The organism is Devosia sp. (assembly GCF_965229025.1).
Taxonomy (GTDB): Bacteria; Pseudomonadota; Alphaproteobacteria; order Rhizobiales; family Devosiaceae; genus Devosia_A.
This window is the reverse complement of the sequence record NZ_OZ245853.1, coordinates 641,229-655,505: the sequence shown is the minus strand read 5'-3', so window position 1 is coordinate 655,505 and position 14,277 is coordinate 641,229. Positions and strand designations below refer to the sequence as shown.

At 63.9% G+C, this 14,277-nt stretch carries 18 protein-coding genes; 13 read left to right on the top strand and 5 right to left on the bottom strand.

The window, feature by feature from the left end:
* The first annotated feature begins 45 nt into the window (after positions 1 to 45).
* The 6 genes from ACO06J_RS03200 (at position 46) to ACO06J_RS03175 (ending at position 4,674) form a co-directional block, all read left to right on the top strand.
* Positions 46 to 1,473: a sugar ABC transporter ATP-binding protein gene (locus ACO06J_RS03200; protein WP_421759254.1), complete on the top strand. Its 1,428-nt coding sequence runs from the start codon at positions 46 to 48 to the stop codon at positions 1,471 to 1,473.
* A complete protein-coding gene (locus tag ACO06J_RS03195; protein ID WP_421759253.1) occupies positions 1,470 to 2,426 on the top strand; it encodes an ABC transporter permease in 957 nt (318 codons plus the stop codon). Before ACO06J_RS03200 ends, ACO06J_RS03195 begins: the two co-directional genes overlap by 4 nt.
* Positions 2,427 to 2,574: 148 nt before the next feature.
* On the top strand, positions 2,575 to 2,892 hold the full coding sequence (locus ACO06J_RS03190) for a hypothetical protein (RefSeq protein ID WP_421759252.1): 318 nt from the start codon (positions 2,575 to 2,577) through the stop codon (positions 2,890 to 2,892).
* A gap of 143 nt (positions 2,893 to 3,035) precedes the next feature.
* The gene (locus ACO06J_RS03185) at positions 3,036 to 3,575 is read left to right on the top strand and encodes a pyridoxamine 5'-phosphate oxidase family protein (protein ID WP_421759251.1); all 540 of its coding nucleotides are present in this window, start codon (positions 3,036 to 3,038) and stop codon (positions 3,573 to 3,575) included.
* A gap of 178 nt (positions 3,576 to 3,753) precedes the next feature.
* Entirely contained in the window at positions 3,754 to 4,125 is a 372-nt protein-coding gene (locus tag ACO06J_RS03180; RefSeq protein WP_421759250.1) for an SH3 domain-containing protein, read from the top strand.
* A 141-nt stretch (positions 4,126 to 4,266) separates the two neighbouring features.
* A complete protein-coding gene (locus ACO06J_RS03175; RefSeq protein ID WP_421759249.1) occupies positions 4,267 to 4,674 on the top strand; it encodes an SH3 domain-containing protein in 408 nt (135 codons plus the stop codon).
* A gap of 23 nt (positions 4,675 to 4,697) precedes the next feature.
* Here ACO06J_RS03175 and ACO06J_RS03170 read toward each other — a convergent pair whose 3' ends face one another.
* Positions 4,698 to 5,138 (bottom strand): hypothetical protein, encoded by a 441-nt coding sequence (locus tag ACO06J_RS03170; RefSeq protein ID WP_421759248.1) that lies wholly within the window; start codon positions 5,136 to 5,138, stop codon positions 4,698 to 4,700.
* A gap of 159 nt (positions 5,139 to 5,297) precedes the next feature.
* Between ACO06J_RS03170 and ACO06J_RS03165 the strand changes: the two genes are divergently transcribed.
* Positions 5,298 to 5,702 (top strand): DUF2177 family protein, encoded by a 405-nt coding sequence (locus ACO06J_RS03165; RefSeq protein ID WP_421759247.1) that lies wholly within the window; start codon positions 5,298 to 5,300, stop codon positions 5,700 to 5,702.
* A gap of 11 nt (positions 5,703 to 5,713) precedes the next feature.
* Here the strand turns inward: ACO06J_RS03165 and ACO06J_RS03160 are convergent, their stop codons facing one another.
* Both ACO06J_RS03160 and ACO06J_RS03155 read right to left on the bottom strand, forming a co-directional pair.
* A complete protein-coding gene (locus ACO06J_RS03160; RefSeq protein WP_421759246.1) occupies positions 5,714 to 6,661 on the bottom strand; it encodes a DMT family transporter in 948 nt (315 codons plus the stop codon).
* 66 nt (positions 6,662 to 6,727) lie between these two features.
* Positions 6,728 to 7,036: a hypothetical protein gene (locus tag ACO06J_RS03155; RefSeq protein ID WP_421759245.1), complete on the bottom strand. Its 309-nt coding sequence runs from the start codon at positions 7,034 to 7,036 to the stop codon at positions 6,728 to 6,730.
* 156 nt (positions 7,037 to 7,192) lie between these two features.
* Between ACO06J_RS03155 and ACO06J_RS03150 the strand changes: the two genes are divergently transcribed.
* Together ACO06J_RS03150 and uvrC are read left to right on the top strand one after the other, a co-directional pair.
* Positions 7,193 to 7,981 (top strand): SDR family oxidoreductase, encoded by a 789-nt coding sequence (locus ACO06J_RS03150; protein ID WP_421759244.1) that lies wholly within the window; start codon positions 7,193 to 7,195, stop codon positions 7,979 to 7,981.
* Entirely contained in the window at positions 7,942 to 9,855 is a 1,914-nt protein-coding gene (gene uvrC / locus ACO06J_RS03145) for an excinuclease ABC subunit UvrC (RefSeq protein WP_421759243.1), read from the top strand. Before ACO06J_RS03150 ends, uvrC begins: the two co-directional genes overlap by 40 nt.
* Here uvrC and ACO06J_RS03140 read toward each other — a convergent pair.
* Both ACO06J_RS03140 and ACO06J_RS03135 read right to left on the bottom strand, forming a co-directional pair.
* Positions 9,852 to 10,973, bottom strand: coding sequence for a serine hydrolase domain-containing protein (locus ACO06J_RS03140; RefSeq protein ID WP_421759242.1), 1,122 nt, complete (start codon positions 10,971 to 10,973; stop codon positions 9,852 to 9,854). The genes uvrC and ACO06J_RS03140 overlap by 4 nt on opposite strands.
* A gap of 163 nt (positions 10,974 to 11,136) precedes the next feature.
* Entirely contained in the window at positions 11,137 to 11,280 is a 144-nt protein-coding gene (locus ACO06J_RS03135; RefSeq protein WP_421759241.1) for a DUF1127 domain-containing protein, read from the bottom strand.
* A 268-nt stretch (positions 11,281 to 11,548) separates the two neighbouring features.
* On the opposite strand from ACO06J_RS03135, the gene ACO06J_RS03130 reads away from it, so the two are divergent.
* The 4 genes from ACO06J_RS03130 (at position 11,549) to moaD (ending at position 14,276) form a co-directional block, all read left to right on the top strand.
* Positions 11,549 to 12,010 (top strand): MarR family winged helix-turn-helix transcriptional regulator, encoded by a 462-nt coding sequence (locus ACO06J_RS03130; protein WP_421759240.1) that lies wholly within the window; start codon positions 11,549 to 11,551, stop codon positions 12,008 to 12,010.
* 225 nt (positions 12,011 to 12,235) lie between these two features.
* Positions 12,236 to 13,309 (top strand): 3-deoxy-7-phosphoheptulonate synthase, encoded by a 1,074-nt coding sequence (locus ACO06J_RS03125; RefSeq protein WP_421759239.1) that lies wholly within the window; start codon positions 12,236 to 12,238, stop codon positions 13,307 to 13,309.
* A gap of 149 nt (positions 13,310 to 13,458) precedes the next feature.
* Positions 13,459 to 14,028, top strand: a complete 570-nt coding sequence (pgsA, locus tag ACO06J_RS03120) for a CDP-diacylglycerol--glycerol-3-phosphate 3-phosphatidyltransferase (protein WP_421759238.1) — start codon at positions 13,459 to 13,461, stop codon at positions 14,026 to 14,028.
* Positions 14,025 to 14,276: a molybdopterin converting factor subunit 1 gene (gene moaD / locus ACO06J_RS03115; RefSeq protein ID WP_421759237.1), complete on the top strand. Its 252-nt coding sequence runs from the start codon at positions 14,025 to 14,027 to the stop codon at positions 14,274 to 14,276. The genes pgsA and moaD overlap by 4 nt, the downstream gene beginning before the upstream one ends.
* The last annotated feature ends 1 nt before the right edge of the window (position 14,277 follow it).

Below are 14,277 nucleotides of genomic sequence, written 5' to 3'. Positions count from 1 at the left end.
CACCTGAAAGACCGGGCGGGCCTTCGGGTCCGCCCTTTCCGCGCCATGGCCCTCCTCTCCCTCGAAAATGTCTCCAAGGCCTATGCGGGCATTCCGGCCCTGCGTGGGGTCGATCTCGCCATAGCGCCCGGCGAAATCCACGCCCTGATGGGCGAAAACGGCGCCGGCAAATCCACCCTGATCAAGATCCTCGCCGGTGTCGTCGCGCCCGATACTGCCACTATCCGCATTGATGACGTCCCGGTCACCATCGACAATCCCGCCGCTGCCCACCGCCACGGCCTGCGCTTCATTCATCAGGAACTGAGCGTCGTCCCCGCCCTGTCGGTCGCCGAGAACATTATGATGGGCCGCCCCTATCCGCGCCGCCTCGGCGCGCTGGTCGATTGGCGCGCGCTCAACGCTATGGCTCGCAAGGCTCTCGAAACTCTCGGCATCACCCATATCGATCCACGCAAAAAACTGGCGCACCTCTCCATCGGCGATCGCATGCTGGTGAAAATCTCGAGCGCCTTCCTCGCCGGCGAAACCCCCGCCCGCCTCTACGTCATGGACGAGCCGACCGCAGCGCTGACCCGCGAGGAATCCGAGCGCCTGTTCGCTGTGCTGCGCGAAATCAAGGCCGCCGGCAATTCTGTACTCTACGTCTCCCATCGCATCGACGAGGTCATGTCCCTCTGCCACCGCGCCACCGTGCTGCGCGACGGCCGCCCCATTGATAGTGGAGAGCTCGCCAACATCACCCACGACGATCTCGTCGCCCTGATGATCGGCCGCAAGGTCACCGAGGCCTATCCGCCCGCCCAGGCCGCCCCCACCAAGGACCCCGTCCTCCAGCGCCCCGATCTCACCGTCCGAAAGGGCGAAATCATCGGCATCGCCGGCCTCGCCGGTGCCGGGCAGACCGAACTGCTGCGCCAGATCTTCGGCAATCCGCAAAAGGCCTGGAAGGCCGGCATCGCCTACGTCCCCAAGGAGCGCCGGTCCGAGGGTCTCGTCACCTCCCGCCCCATCTACCAGAACATCACCCTCCCCCATCTTCAGGCGCAAAGCCTCGGCGGCACCTGGCTCACCCCCCGGCGCGAGCGCCAGTTTGCCACAAGACTCGGCGAGGATGTGCGCCTCCGCGCTGCAGGCCCCAGCCAGCTCGTCTCCGAGCTCAGCGGTGGCAACCAGCAGAAGGTCGTCTTCGCCAAGGCGTTGGGCGGCGTCCCCCGCCTGCTTCTGCTTGACGAGCCGACCCGCGGCGTGGATGTGGGGGCCAAGTTCGATATCTACGCGATCATTCGCGACATGACCGCCAAAGGAATGGCCGTGCTGCTAGCCTCATCTGATCTGCCCGAACTCCTCGGCATGGCCGACCGCATCGCCATCATGCGCGATGGCCGCATCGCCACCATCGTCGATGCCAAGGGGCTCACCGAAGAGGCCCTCCTCAACCTCTGCTACGGCCGCAGCGCGGTGGCCGCATGAGCCTTTTAAAGTTCCTCCGCCGCTACGGCACCCTCACCGGCTTCGTCCTGATCCTCATCTTCTTCTCGTTCCGTCTGCCCGACACCTTCCTCACCGCCCAGAACTGGCTGAACATCACCCAGCAGCTCTCGATGCTCATGGTCGTCGCCTCCGGCATGACCATCGTCATGGTGATGGGTGATTTCGATCTCAGCGTCGGCTCCATCGCCAGCCTCTCGGGCATCGTTGCCGCCATCCTCTTCAGCCTCGGCTATCCGATCTGGCTCGCCCTCGGATTGGCGCTCCTCGCTGGCCTCGTCGGCGGCCTGATCAATGGCGCGCTGGTGAGTTTCGTCGGCATCCTGCCCTTCGTCGCCACCCTCGCCACCCTAACCATCTTCTCGGGCGCCGCCTTCGTCATTTCTGGCGGCAAGACCATTTCCGGCCGTGCCATCCCCGAAGCCTTCGGCCAGTTTGCCCGCGACGGCATCGCGCTGGGCCCTGTGACGCTCCCCAATCTCACCATCGTCGCAGTATTGGTCGTGGGGCTCGTCTGGGTCCTCCTCGAACAGACCACCTTCGGGCGCCGGCTCTATGCCATCGGCGGAAATGTCGAAGCGGCCTATCTGAGCGGCGTGCCCGTCCGCCGCCTCAAGCTCATCGCCTTCTCGCTCACCGGCCTCAGCGCCGCCGGCGCTGGCCTCCTCTACGCCAGCCGCGTCGCCTCGGCCAACCCCACGCAGGGCTCCGGCCTGATGCTTAACGCCATCGCTGCAGTGTTCCTCGGCGTCACCATGAGCGAACAGGGCGAACCCCGCATCCTCGCCACCGTTATCGGCGTCCTGATCCTCGGCGTCCTAGACAACGGCCTCACCCAGATGAGCGTCGATTCCTACGTCCGCCAGATCCTCGTCGGCGCCATCATCGTCATCGCCGTTTCCGCCAGCTCCATCACTAAAAGTAACCGGCGTTAGGAAAGCGCCTGCCCGCGGTAGCGCTGACGTACGCATGGTGCCCAAGGGGGTCGGAACGCATCACTTCCCTTGATTCCACCCATCAACCCCGCTGCGTTGACGCGCCCGCCTGCCACGGCGAGGATCAGTGAGATCACGGAGCCCAGCCTTGTCCACCGCCCGTCCACTTCGCCCCGCGCCTGAACCCGAGCCCTCCCGCTCGAATGGCGGCCCGCCGCTCGATGACGATCCCCGCCCCTGGGGCAGCAAAGGGATCGGCAGTTATTTCGAATGGAAGGCAGCCGAGGACGCCATCTGGAAAAACGTCCCCTACGACATCGCCATCATGCGCGCCCGCCGCGCCGAAGCGCTCGGCCTCACCTATCGCGAATACACACTCGAAATCCTCGAACGCGGCCGCTACCTCAGCGCCGCCGACACCGACCGCATTATCGAGATCAAGCGCAGGCGGCCGCTCCCCGACTAGGCCACGGGTTCAAAGCCACCCTCAGCCTTCTGCAGCATCACTCCCGGGGCGTCGCTGCCCGCGCACTGCCGCACCATTTCCTTTCTCATCCGCAACCCGATGCCGGCTTCTTCGTTAGCCCCTCACCAACAAGGAGATTTCCCATGGCTCACGAAGAAGCAAACCTTACCCCTGCCGAGATCGCCGACAAGGCCTGGCATCTGGCTGAAAAGATCCGCTTCCCGATGTTCACCACCTGGGACGGCGAGCGCCAACGCCTCCGGCCCCTCACCTCCCACGTTGATCGCGACGCCCACTCCATTTACTTCCTCGTCGGTAAGGATGGCGGCACCACACTCGCAGCCGCCACCGGCGCGCCACCCCTGACGCTGGTCCAGCAGATCGAGAAGTTCTCCACCGTGACTCTAGGTTTCGTCGATCAGGGCGGCTCCGACTACCTCGCCATTTCGGGCCAAGCCGTCGTCAGCAACGACCGCGAAAAGATCCGCGAACTGTGGACGCCCTTCGCCAAGGCCTGGTGGGAGAGCGCCGACGATCCCGATATCCGCCTCATCACCGTCACCCCGGAAAACGCCGAACTCTGGGATGGCCCCAGCAAGCTCATCGCTGGCGCTATCATGCTCACGGCAGCAGTGACTGGCGCCAAGCCGGCAGTCGGTGATCACGGCGCCGTTCGGCTGTAGAAACCACCTGTGCCCGCATTCCGGAAATCCCGGGGTGCGGGCCGCCTTCTACCGCGGATTGCCGCCGTCGACGCGCCGTTGCCAAGATAAACAACGGTTTCATCCCCGGTTCAGACAGCAAGTCCTAGTGTCACGGTCAAGGCAGAGATGCCAACAACCCAACACAAGGACCACCAAAATGATCTCCCGCACAATCAAGACCGTCGCCCTCGCCGCCGCCGTTCTGGTGGCCACCGCTGGTGCCTCTTTCGCTTCGCAGTACGCTTGGGTCGACCAGGACGCCAACGTCTACTTCAAGCACAAGACCTCGTCTTCGGTCGTCAACTACGTCGAAGAAGGCCAGAAGGTGAAAATCCTCTCCAGCTGGAACGGCTGGTACTTCATCAAGGTTCCCGGCGACGACGGCTGGGTGAAGGCTTCCAAGCTCGACTTCCACCCTCACTGGGATGACGCCGATTACGACTATCCCGATTATCCCGGCTACCCGGTCGGCGGCTCGTTCTGCGTCGGCGGCAGCCACGCCTCGTTCTGCCTCGGCACCAGCTACTAAGCTCACCTGACGATTTCTGCCGCGCCGCCGGGGCTTCCCGGCGGCGTTGGCGTTTCTGCGTTCAGGTCCGGTTCAGGATAGCTGGAGCACCGTTGGCATGGCCTAGGGGGCTATCGTCAACCACCATCACGGGAGCGTTCCATGTCCCTCAACCGCACTTTGCTAACTCTCGGAGGCGCCGCCCTGGCGCTTGCCCTCGGAACCGCCGCCGCCTCGGCAGCCAGCGCCTTTGCCTCAAGCACCGTCAACGTCCGCTCCGGTCCGGGCACCGGCTACGGAATCGTCGATGCGCTCTATCCGGGCGAACGTGTCGATGTGGACCATTGCCGCGGAGCTTGGTGCTTTGTCGAAAAGCGCGGCCCCGATGGCTGGGTCAACGCCAACTACCTGACGCAGGATCGGGATCGCTGGGACGACCGCTACGACGATGACGAGGATCCGTTCCCGTTCTATGTCGTGCGCCCGCACTTCCGCCCATTCCACCAGCCGATTCCGCGCAGCCAGGTCTGCGTTGGCGGCTCGAACGCCAGCTTCTGCATTACCGACTGATCACGCCAATGTGCTGCGGGCCTTCACTCGACCCGCAGCCGCTCGGCATCAATGCCATGCGCAGCCAGCGGCTCCTTGGCGCGGCGGGTGATGAACTCGTTGATCCCATAAAGCACCAGCCCGGCCAGAAGCACGGTTATGCCGAATCCCCGCGCGCCGTCCTGCGTACCCACCAGGATCGCACCGAAGAACCCAACCACCCCGCCGCCCAGCAGCAGGTACCACTTGCGCTCCATTTGCAGCCTTAGGTTCCGCGCACTGGAAAGCAGCAAATCCTTGAGTTCCACATCAGTCATCTGGGCCAGCTCGGACGTGCCGCCCTCCCGCCGGATGGTCTGCATATAAGCCTCAACCCGGCGCTCGATCACGTCCTGCCGTTCAGCCTCCCGCCGCCCCCGCATCAGGTAGCTGACGACCAGGGCAACCACAGCAACAGCCAATACAATTTCAATCAGAACCGGCATGGCAACTCCCCTTGGGAAAGGCGCAAATTCAACGTCACGCGCCACAAGTGCTCTCGCGTCACCGCCAATTCAAGACGCTGCGAAGTGATCTTATCCCCACGCTCCTGCGTTGCAGTATAATCGCTTCGCTTCACCGGGATTGGTGCGGCAGCCAGCCAGATGGATGACATGACCCGCTACCTGATCCTCTACCTCGCCTGCGCCGCAATCTTCTTTCCGGCAGATTTCGTCTGGCTCACGCTGAGCTCGAAAAATCTCTATCGCAAGGAGCTCGGCGACCTGCTCCTAGAGCAGCCAAATCTGGTCATCGCGGCGGCCTTCTATCTTGCCTACGTCGCCGGCCTCGTCATTCTGGTTGCCGCCCCGGCCGAGGGCGATGTCGTCAAGGCGTTGCTGATGGGCGCGGTCCTCGGCTTTGTCGCCTACGGCACCTACGACCTGACCAATCTCTCGACAGTCCGCGGCTTCACCCCCACGGTCGCGGCCTTCGATATGGCGTGGGGCACCACGGTCAGTGCGCTCACCGCCGCCGGCGGTGTCTGGATCGCGCGCTGGTTCACCTGATAGCGGCTATATCAATGGGGCGGCGTTTCCTCTTCCGCCGCGACGGGCGCCGCCTTCCTCCCCCGCCGGATCAGATAGCGCTCCCGCCCCATCACCACGAGCCCCGCACCGACAATCACCGCGCCTCCAATCAGCGCAATCGGGTCGATAAGGTGCCCGAACACGGTATAGCTGAGCACAATCCCCCACGGCAGCGACACATAGTTGAACGGCTGCAGTGTGCTGGCCGGGGCGCGCGACAAGGCAACCATCATCAGCCCATGCGCAGCCGTCGAAGTCACCATGATCGCAGAAATAAACAGCAACGACTGCAGGGTAATCGGCTGCCAGAAGAACAGCCCCACGGCACTCGTCAGCACCAGCCCGCCAACCCCGACAAAGACCATGCTGGTCGCCGTGCTGTCTGTAGCCGAGACCTTGCGGGTCAAGGCGAGATAGGCCGCGTAACAGGTCGCCGACAGCACGCCCGCGATCACGCCCCAGTCGATCGGCAACCCGCCAGGCCGCACGATCACCAGCGCCCCGCAAAACCCAACGAGCACTGCAACAAACCGGAACAGCCCCACCTTCTCGCCCAAAATGGGGATCGCAAGCAGTGTCGCCAGCAGCGGATAGACCAACACAATCGCCTGCAGCTCAGCGAGTGGCACGGTCTTCAGCGCCACCGCAAACAGCCAGATGTCGACCACCAGCAGCACGACGCGCAGCCACTGCAGCACCGGCTGCCGCGATCGGAATGCCTGCTTCAACGGCGCCTGCCGGCTCACCAGGAACAGGGAGAACGCCGCAAATGCCCAGAACCGTACCATCGCCAACTGGAACGGCGAATAGTCCTGCACCAGCAGTTTGGAGATCGCGTCCTGCACGCCAAAGATGATGACGGCCAACAGGTTCAGCCCGATGCCCATGGCAACATTGTCGGCGCGGCGGCGCGGGGCAACAGGGGTTTCTTGCGACACGGAACTACTCAGCAAACGCGCCCCGGGCCGGATCGGCACGGGGCGCTGGAAAGAAAGACAGTCAGCCTATTTCATCGTCGCGTTCTTGATCGCCCCGGCAATGGCGGTCAGCAGGCCGCCACCGACAAGCCCGGTCACGCCATTGCCAGCCAGGGCTCCGATATCGAGCCCGCCTGAACCTGCTGCGACCGATCCCAGCATACCCGACAGCCCGGGAATCTGGGCAGCAAGCCACGTTCCGATAAATCCGCCAACTGCGCCGGCGATGGAGTTACCCACCGGTCCGAGATTGAGCTGCTTGATGACATTGCCAATGACATTGCCCCCAACACCACCGCCAATCAGCTGTACAAGAATAGGTACCAACGCTTCCATGTGATGACCCCTCCAGGTTCAATGCGGCCAAATCCCCTCCGGCCGCACGACAAGCTTAGTCCACATGCGTTCGTGTCGAAAGGCCTGCAGCCACGCTTCGCACCGCCTAGCGGAATTGAAGCAACCCGGTCAAACGCCTATCTTGCACACCGACTCATGAGCCCAACCACGCCACACTCTCCGGCCTCCCCGCCCGTCGCCCTCGTAACTGGTGCCGCCGACCGCATTGGCGCGGCAATGGCGCGCCGGCTTGCGCATGCCGGCTGGGCGGTCATCATCCACTACCGCGCCTCGGCGGACAAAGCCGAGGCCGTCGTCAAAGCCATCCGCGACGCCGGCGGCAAGGCCGCTGCGGTGCAGGCCGATCTCGCCAACCGCAGTCAACGCGCCGGGCTGATCTCTGCAGCAGCGCGCCACTTCGGCCCGCTCAGGCTCCTGGTCAACAACGCCTCGAGCTTCGAACGTGATGCCGCCGTCGATCTCGACGAGGCGCTGTGGGACGCCCACTTCGCCGTCCACGCCGAAGCGCCGGCCTTCCTCGCCCGCGATTTCGCCAACCAACTGCCGGCGGGCGCTGAAGGGAACATCGTCAACATCATCGACGAGCGTGTCCTCGACCTCTCGCCCGCCTTCTTCAGTTACACGCTATCCAAGTCAGTGCTCTGGACCATGACTCGCACCCTCGCGCAGTCCCTCGCCCCGCGCATTCGCGTCAATGCCATCGGACCCGGCCCCGCCGTCCCGCCGCCGCATGTCTCGCAACAGGCGCACGAAAAGCGGTCCGCCGAACTGCCCCTCGGTCACGCCGCGGATGGCGAAGGCATCGCCGACGGCCTCATGGCCATCCTCTCGCTCTCCACCATGACCGGCCAGATGATTGCGCTCGATGGTGGCGAACATCTCGAATGGCCCGATCGCCGCGGCCCGACGGCACGACGCAAATGACCGATCCCGCGCCGCTGTCCGGTCCGGAGGTCATCCGGAACTTCGTCAAGACCTTGCCCACCGCTCCGGGCGTCTACCGCATGTTCGATGCGGCGGGCGAAGTCATCTATGTGGGGAAAGCCCGGAGCCTCAAGGCCCGCGTCACCAACTACACCCGCCCCGAAGGCCTCGATATCCGCATCCAGCGCATGATCGCGGCCACCTGCAACATGGAGTTCGTCCTTACCGAGACCGAGGCCGAAGCGCTGTTGCTCGAAGCCAACCTTATCAAGCGGCTGAAGCCTCGCTACAATGTGCTGCTGCGCGACGACAAGAGCTTCCCCTACATCCTGATCGCCACCGATCACGAAGCCCCGGAACTCCGCAAGCACCGCGGCACCCGCCGCGCCAAGGGTCACTATTTCGGCCCCTTCGCCTCGGCCCTCGCCGTCAAGCGCACCATCAATTCCCTGCAGAAGGCGTTCCTCCTCCGCACCTGTTCGGACAGCTTCTACAAGGGTCGCACCCGCCCCTGCATCCTCCATCAGATCAAACGCTGCTCCGCCCCCTGCACCGGCGAAATCTCGCTGCCCGACTATGCCGAACTCGCAGAAGAAGCCCGCCAGTTCCTCTCCGGCAAATCCAAATCCGTGCAGGACCACCTCGCAGCCGACATGAACAAGGCCGCCGAAGCCCTTGATTTCGAGCGTGCCGCCCTATTGCGCGACCGCATCTCGGCACTCGCCCAGGTGCAGGGAGGCAGCGACGCCGTGGCCCGCACTGTCGAGGAAGCCGACGTCTTCGCCATCTCCCACGAAGCGGGCCAATTCTGCGTCCAGGTCTTCTTCTTCCGCGCCTTCCAGAACTGGGGCAATCACGCCTTCCGACCACGGGCCGACGCCACGCTCGACGATGTCGAAGTGCTCGAGGCCTTCATCAGCCAGTTCTACGAAGACCGCACCCCGCCCCGCCAGATCCTGCTCTCGCATGCGCTCACCGAACCGGCTCTGATGGAGGAAGCCCTCTCAAGCCGCGCCGGCCACAAGGTCAACATCCTGGTCCCGCAGCGCGGTGAAAAGCGCGAGCTGGTCCAGCACGCGGTCGACAACGCCCGAGAGGCCCTCGGCCGCCAGCTCGCAGAAGGCGCCACCCAGAAAACCCTGCTCGATGGCGTCGCCAATCTCTTCGGCCTCAACGAGCCCCCGCGCCGCATCGAGATCTACGACAACTCGCATATCTCCGGCACCAACGCCGTCGGCGCCATGGTCGTCGCCGGTGTCGACGGCCTGTCGAAAAAGCACTATCGCACCTTCAACATCAAAAGCACCGAGATCACCCCCGGTGACGACTTCGGCATGATGCGCGAAGTTCTGACCCGCCGCTTCACCCGCCTCGCCGCCGAAAGCGCCCCCGACGAGGAAGGCGACGAAAGCGAAATGCCGGATTGGCCCGATGTCGTCTTCATCGACGGCGGCGCGGGCCAGCTCAACGCGGTGCGCGAGGTCATTGCCGAACTCAACCTCCCCCGCGAGGTCACCTTCATCGGCATCGCCAAGGGCGAGGAACGCGACGCGGGTCGCGAGAAATTCCATATGGAAGGCCGCGCACCGTTCATGCTGCCGCATCGCGATCCGGTGCTCTACTACGTCCAGCGCCTGCGCGACGAAGCCCACCGCTTCGCCATCGGCACCCACCGGGCCAAGCGCCAAAAGGCAGCGATCAGCAACCCGCTCGATGAAATCGAGGGTATCGGCCCCACCCGCAAGCGCGCCCTGCTCCAGCGCTTCGGCTCGGCCAAAGCCGTCAGCCGCGCCGCCCTCGCCGACCTCACCAGCGTGCCGGGCGTCTCCAGCCAGCTCGCCCAGCAGATCTACGACCACTTCAACGGTAGCTAGAGTTTTCCATAAACGGCGCGGCGAAGACTGTCCGGAAACGCCCCCATGCACCCCTCCAGCGCCGTGTTGCTCAGCGACACCATGGTAATCCCGGCCTCACGATCAACCATCCAAGTATTGCCATAGACCCCGCCCCATTGCACCGCGCCTTTGGCGAGCGTGATGCCGGCGGCGGCTGGATCGAACGCCACCGCGCCAAAATACCCGAACCGCATGCCGGGCTCGCTCTCAAGCTCACCGATCTGGTTGGCGAACCCTGCCGCAGCCAGGTCCGGACTGAGCACCGCCCCGCCACCCCGCGCCAGCGTGTCGAGCAGCACCATTACATCGTCCGCCGTTCCAGCCATGCCCGCCCCGCCGGACTGAAAAGCCTTCGGGTTGAAGATGCGAGAAGGCGAAAACCCCGCCTTCCAGCCGGCCTCACCGGGCGCATAGTACGGATCAGGCATCCGGATGGCGGCACCACCGGGCTCTGCATTGTCCGCATAGGAGACCGCCAGTCGGCCTGGATCGGTGACGTGGAAGCAAGCGTCGCGCAGCCCCAGCGGACCGCAGATATACTCGTCGACCGCTGCCTCCAGCGACGCACCATGAACCTTCGCCAACACCGCACCGAGAATATCGGTGCCAATCGAATAGCTCCACGCTTCCCCCGGGGCGAAGGCGAGCGGAACGGTATTGTGGGGCGTAAAATTCGCCTCGAAATCGAGATCGGTGTCGACAATGCCAAGCGTCACGGCACTGTCCTGCTCCAGCGCGGGATCGTACCCAAGACCGGATGTATGCGTCAGCAGGTGCCGGATCGTGATCTGCGCCACCTCGCCACCCGGCGTCAGCGGCCGGAACCACTGCAGATAGTCCCGCACCAGATCGTCGAATCTCAGCTTTCCGCGCTCGATCATCGCCAGCGTCGCCGCAGCAACGAACGGCTTTGTCACTGATGCAAGGCGGAAGATCGTATCATCACGCACCGGGGTCCCGGCCTCGCGGTCGGCATTTCCGGCGGCACGGCGATAAATTTCCTGGCCATCCTTCCGCACCAGGACAACCGCGCCCACGATGGACTGACGGGCAATGGCGTCATCAATGACGCGCTCAAGGCGGGCAGAAAGGGACAATTGGAACTCCGGCAACGCATCTGGAAGGTGAGAAGCGACTTTTGCGGGAGTGAGCCGTTCAAAGGCAACCGTAATGCGCCTCGGCGACCAGCGGACGTTCCGAAGCGCACAAAAGCAAAAGGCGCCCATCGAGGGCGCCTTGTGAGCTGCTTTCGCAGGCTGCTTAGATGGCAGCAGAGCGAGCAACAGTCTTGATGTCTTCGCGAGCGATACCGAGATCACGCAACTGAGCGCTGTTGAGCTGCGAAAGCTCACGGACGGTGCGGTTGTAGGCGGCGAACTGCGAAAGCTTCTGACGGATGTTCATTTTTAGTCCCCTTCTGTTTGGTGACTTGTATATAGGCCCGCCTAGCCGACTTGAGCAGTCGTGTATATCTCAAACAAGCTATGCATTTAACGCATGCAAGATTAACTGGGATTAAGTTCCGATTAACCATGGCTGGGTCTTGCGGTCGGAGCAAACCAGCGCAAATCTCCGCGCGACGCTTGCTCCACTGGCATATTATCGGACAGAAGACTCTCTCCGAGAGGCCCTCTTCGAGGTAGTCGCGATGGAATCAAAAGGACTGCACCCGGTGGCCGACCCTCAGAACGCATACCTCCTGCGCGACATGACGCGCGATCTGCTGCTGTCCGGCCGGCTCTGGCGCAAGATCGCCCGCGAGACCGCGAGCAAGCACGGCATGTCGGAAGCCGCCTCTTCCCCGCTGATCTGGATCGATCGCCTCGGCGGCGCCGTGCGCCAGAACGCGCTCGCCGAAGCCATCGGCATCGAAGGCGCCTCACTCGTCCGGCTCATCGACGAACTGCAGGCCTCCGGCCTCGTGACACGCGAGCCCGATGCGTCCGACCGTCGCGCAAACGTCGTTTCCTTCACCGCCCGCGGGCGTGAGGTGATGGCCGAGGTCAACCGTGACCTGCTGGCCTTGCGGGAAGAGGTCTTCGCCGGCCTTCCCCCAGGCGACATCGAAGCCGCCATGCGCATCTTCGCCGCCATAAAGGCCGCTGCTGCCGAGCGCGGCAACAGCGCGCCGTGATGGCAACCGTAAATCACCCCCGTGACAAGTGCATAAAGCTGCGATACACACTCGCCCCATGAACCTCCGCGCCACGTTTTCGTACTGGTATTTTAGCAACGGAAGCCGCTGGCAGCCGGAGGGGTGCGTTTGATCTAGAAAACAAACGAAGAATTCCCGAACCGCCGCCAGATCACCTGGCGGCTTTTTTGTCGCTGGGTCCCAAATCCGAGGAGCCTACGACAAATGCTTAAATCCACCGACGACCTGCGCATCACCGAAATCCGCGAGCTCAGAACGCCTGAAGAGGTCGTCCGCGAGTTCCCCCGCACAGATGCCGCCACCCGGACCGTGCTGACCTCGCGTCACGCCGTGCACAACATCCTCCACGGCACCGATGACCGCCTGGTGGTTGTGGTGGGCCCCTGCTCCATCCACGACCCCATAGCCGCCATTGACTACGCCAAGCGCCTCACCGGCCTACGGGAAAAACTCTCGGGCTCGCTCGAGATCATAATGCGCGTCTATTTCGAGAAGCCCCGCACCACCGTCGGCTGGAAGGGGCTGATCAACGACCCCGCCCTCGATGGCAGCTTCGACATCGACAACGGCCTGCGCCTCGCCCGCTCACTGCTGCTCGACGTCAACAATCTCGGGCTCCCCGCAGGCTGCGAATTCCTCGACATGACAACCCCGCAGTACTTCGCGGATCTCGTTGCCTGGGGCGCCATCGGTGCGCGCACCACCGAGAGCCAGATCCACCGCGAGCTCGCCTCCGGCCTTTCCTGCCCCGTCGGCTTCAAGAACGGCACCGATGGCAACGTCCGCATCGCCCTCGACGCTGTCAAATCCGCGAGCCAGCCCCACCATTTCCTCGCGGTTACCAAGTCGGGCCGCTCCGCCATCGCCGCGACCGCCGGCAATAACGACTGCCACATCATCCTGCGTGGCGGCAAAGTGCCGAACTACGACGCCGAAAGCGTCAATGCCGCCGCCACCGAGTCTGAAAAGGCCGGCATCCGCCCGGCCATCATGGTCGACGCCAGCCACGCCAACTCTTCCAAGAAGCCGGAAAACCAGCCTCTGGTGCTCGACGAAGTCGGCGCCCAGATCGCCGCCGGTGACAAGCGGATCGTCGGCGTCATGATCGAGTCCAACCTCGTCGCCGGCCGCCAGGACCTGATCCCCGGCAAGCCCCTGACCTACGGCCAGTCCATCACCGATGGCTGCATCGATTGGGACAGCACCGTCGCCACCCTCGAAAAACTGGCCCTCTCGGTGGAAGAACGCCGCCGCGCCACCGGCCAGTTGGTGGCCTAACCTTCCTTCCCTCTCCCCTTGAGGGAGAGGGTGGCGAGCGAAGCGAGACGGGTGAGGGGAAGTGCAAAAGGCGCCCGCTCACCCGTTAGTCTCTGGGCGCAAGACGACCCACCCTTGACCCCGCCGCAATCCTGCGGTTGTGTCCCCCCATGCAAATCCCAGCGCAACTGACCACCATTCCCAATATGTTGACCCTCTCCCGCATCGCGGCGATCCCGGTCATCTGCCTGTTCGTCGCCAGCGGCTGGGACTGGCTGCGGTGGTTGGCACTCCTGCTTTACATCGCTGCAGCCGTAACCGATTGGCTCGACGGCTTCCTCGCCCGCCATATGAAGCTCAACTCCGCCCTCGGCAAGATGCTCGACCCCATCGCCGACAAGCTGCTGGTCGCCGCCCTTCTCGTCACCCTCGCCTGGACCCGCGACCTCAACGGTTTCGACCTGATCGCGGCAGTCGCCATCCTGATGCGCGAGATCTTCATCGCCGGCCTCCGCGAATATCTCGGCAACCGCGCCATCGAAGTGCCGGTAAGCCTTCTCGCCAAGTGGAAGACCACCGCCCAGCTCGTCGCTCTGGCTCTAGTGATGGCCGCCCCCATGCTGCTCGGGCTCGGGTTCATCAGCCACGTCGTGCTCTGGGTCGCGGCCGGCCTTACGCTTTGGACCGGCTGGGAATACCTTCGCGCCACCTGGCCGCACCTCTCAGGACCCGAAATATGAAAGTCCGCTACTTCGCCTGGTTGCGCGAGCGTCTCAATTGCGGCGAGGAAGAGGTCAATCCGCCTGCCGAGGTCGCCACAGTTGGCGACCTGATTCAGTGGCTCAGAAGTCGCGACGAAGCCGCTGATCTTGCAATGCAAAAGCCAGAGTTGGTAAAGGCCGCCATCGACAACGAGATCGTTCCGCACACCACCCTTCTCGGCAACGCCAAGGTCGTCGCACTGTTCCCCCCCATGACGGGCGGCTGAG

Coding starts and splice junctions, on each gene's coding strand:
- ACO06J_RS03180 (WP_421759250.1), top strand. CDS start 3,754: ATGATCTCCCGCACAATCAAGACCGTCGCCCTCGCCGCCGCCGTTCTG.
- ACO06J_RS03195 (WP_421759253.1), top strand. CDS start 1,470: ATGAGCCTTTTAAAGTTCCTCCGCCGCTACGGCACCCTCACCGGCTTC.
- ACO06J_RS03150 (WP_421759244.1), top strand. CDS start 7,193: ATGAGCCCAACCACGCCACACTCTCCGGCCTCCCCGCCCGTCGCCCTC.
- pgsA (WP_421759238.1), top strand. CDS start 13,459: ATGCAAATCCCAGCGCAACTGACCACCATTCCCAATATGTTGACCCTC.
- ACO06J_RS03200 (WP_421759254.1), top strand. CDS start 46: ATGGCCCTCCTCTCCCTCGAAAATGTCTCCAAGGCCTATGCGGGCATT.
- ACO06J_RS03185 (WP_421759251.1), top strand. CDS start 3,036: ATGGCTCACGAAGAAGCAAACCTTACCCCTGCCGAGATCGCCGACAAG.
- ACO06J_RS03175 (WP_421759249.1), top strand. CDS start 4,267: ATGTCCCTCAACCGCACTTTGCTAACTCTCGGAGGCGCCGCCCTGGCG.
- ACO06J_RS03165 (WP_421759247.1), top strand. CDS start 5,298: ATGGATGACATGACCCGCTACCTGATCCTCTACCTCGCCTGCGCCGCA.
- ACO06J_RS03135 (WP_421759241.1), bottom strand. CDS start 11,280: ATGAACATCCGTCAGAAGCTTTCGCAGTTCGCCGCCTACAACCGCACC.
- ACO06J_RS03125 (WP_421759239.1), top strand. CDS start 12,236: ATGCTTAAATCCACCGACGACCTGCGCATCACCGAAATCCGCGAGCTC.
- ACO06J_RS03170 (WP_421759248.1), bottom strand. CDS start 5,138: ATGCCGGTTCTGATTGAAATTGTATTGGCTGTTGCTGTGGTTGCCCTG.
- uvrC (WP_421759243.1), top strand. CDS start 7,942: ATGGCCCGATCGCCGCGGCCCGACGGCACGACGCAAATGACCGATCCC.
- moaD (WP_421759237.1), top strand. CDS start 14,025: ATGAAAGTCCGCTACTTCGCCTGGTTGCGCGAGCGTCTCAATTGCGGC.
- ACO06J_RS03155 (WP_421759245.1), bottom strand. CDS start 7,036: ATGGAAGCGTTGGTACCTATTCTTGTACAGCTGATTGGCGGTGGTGTT.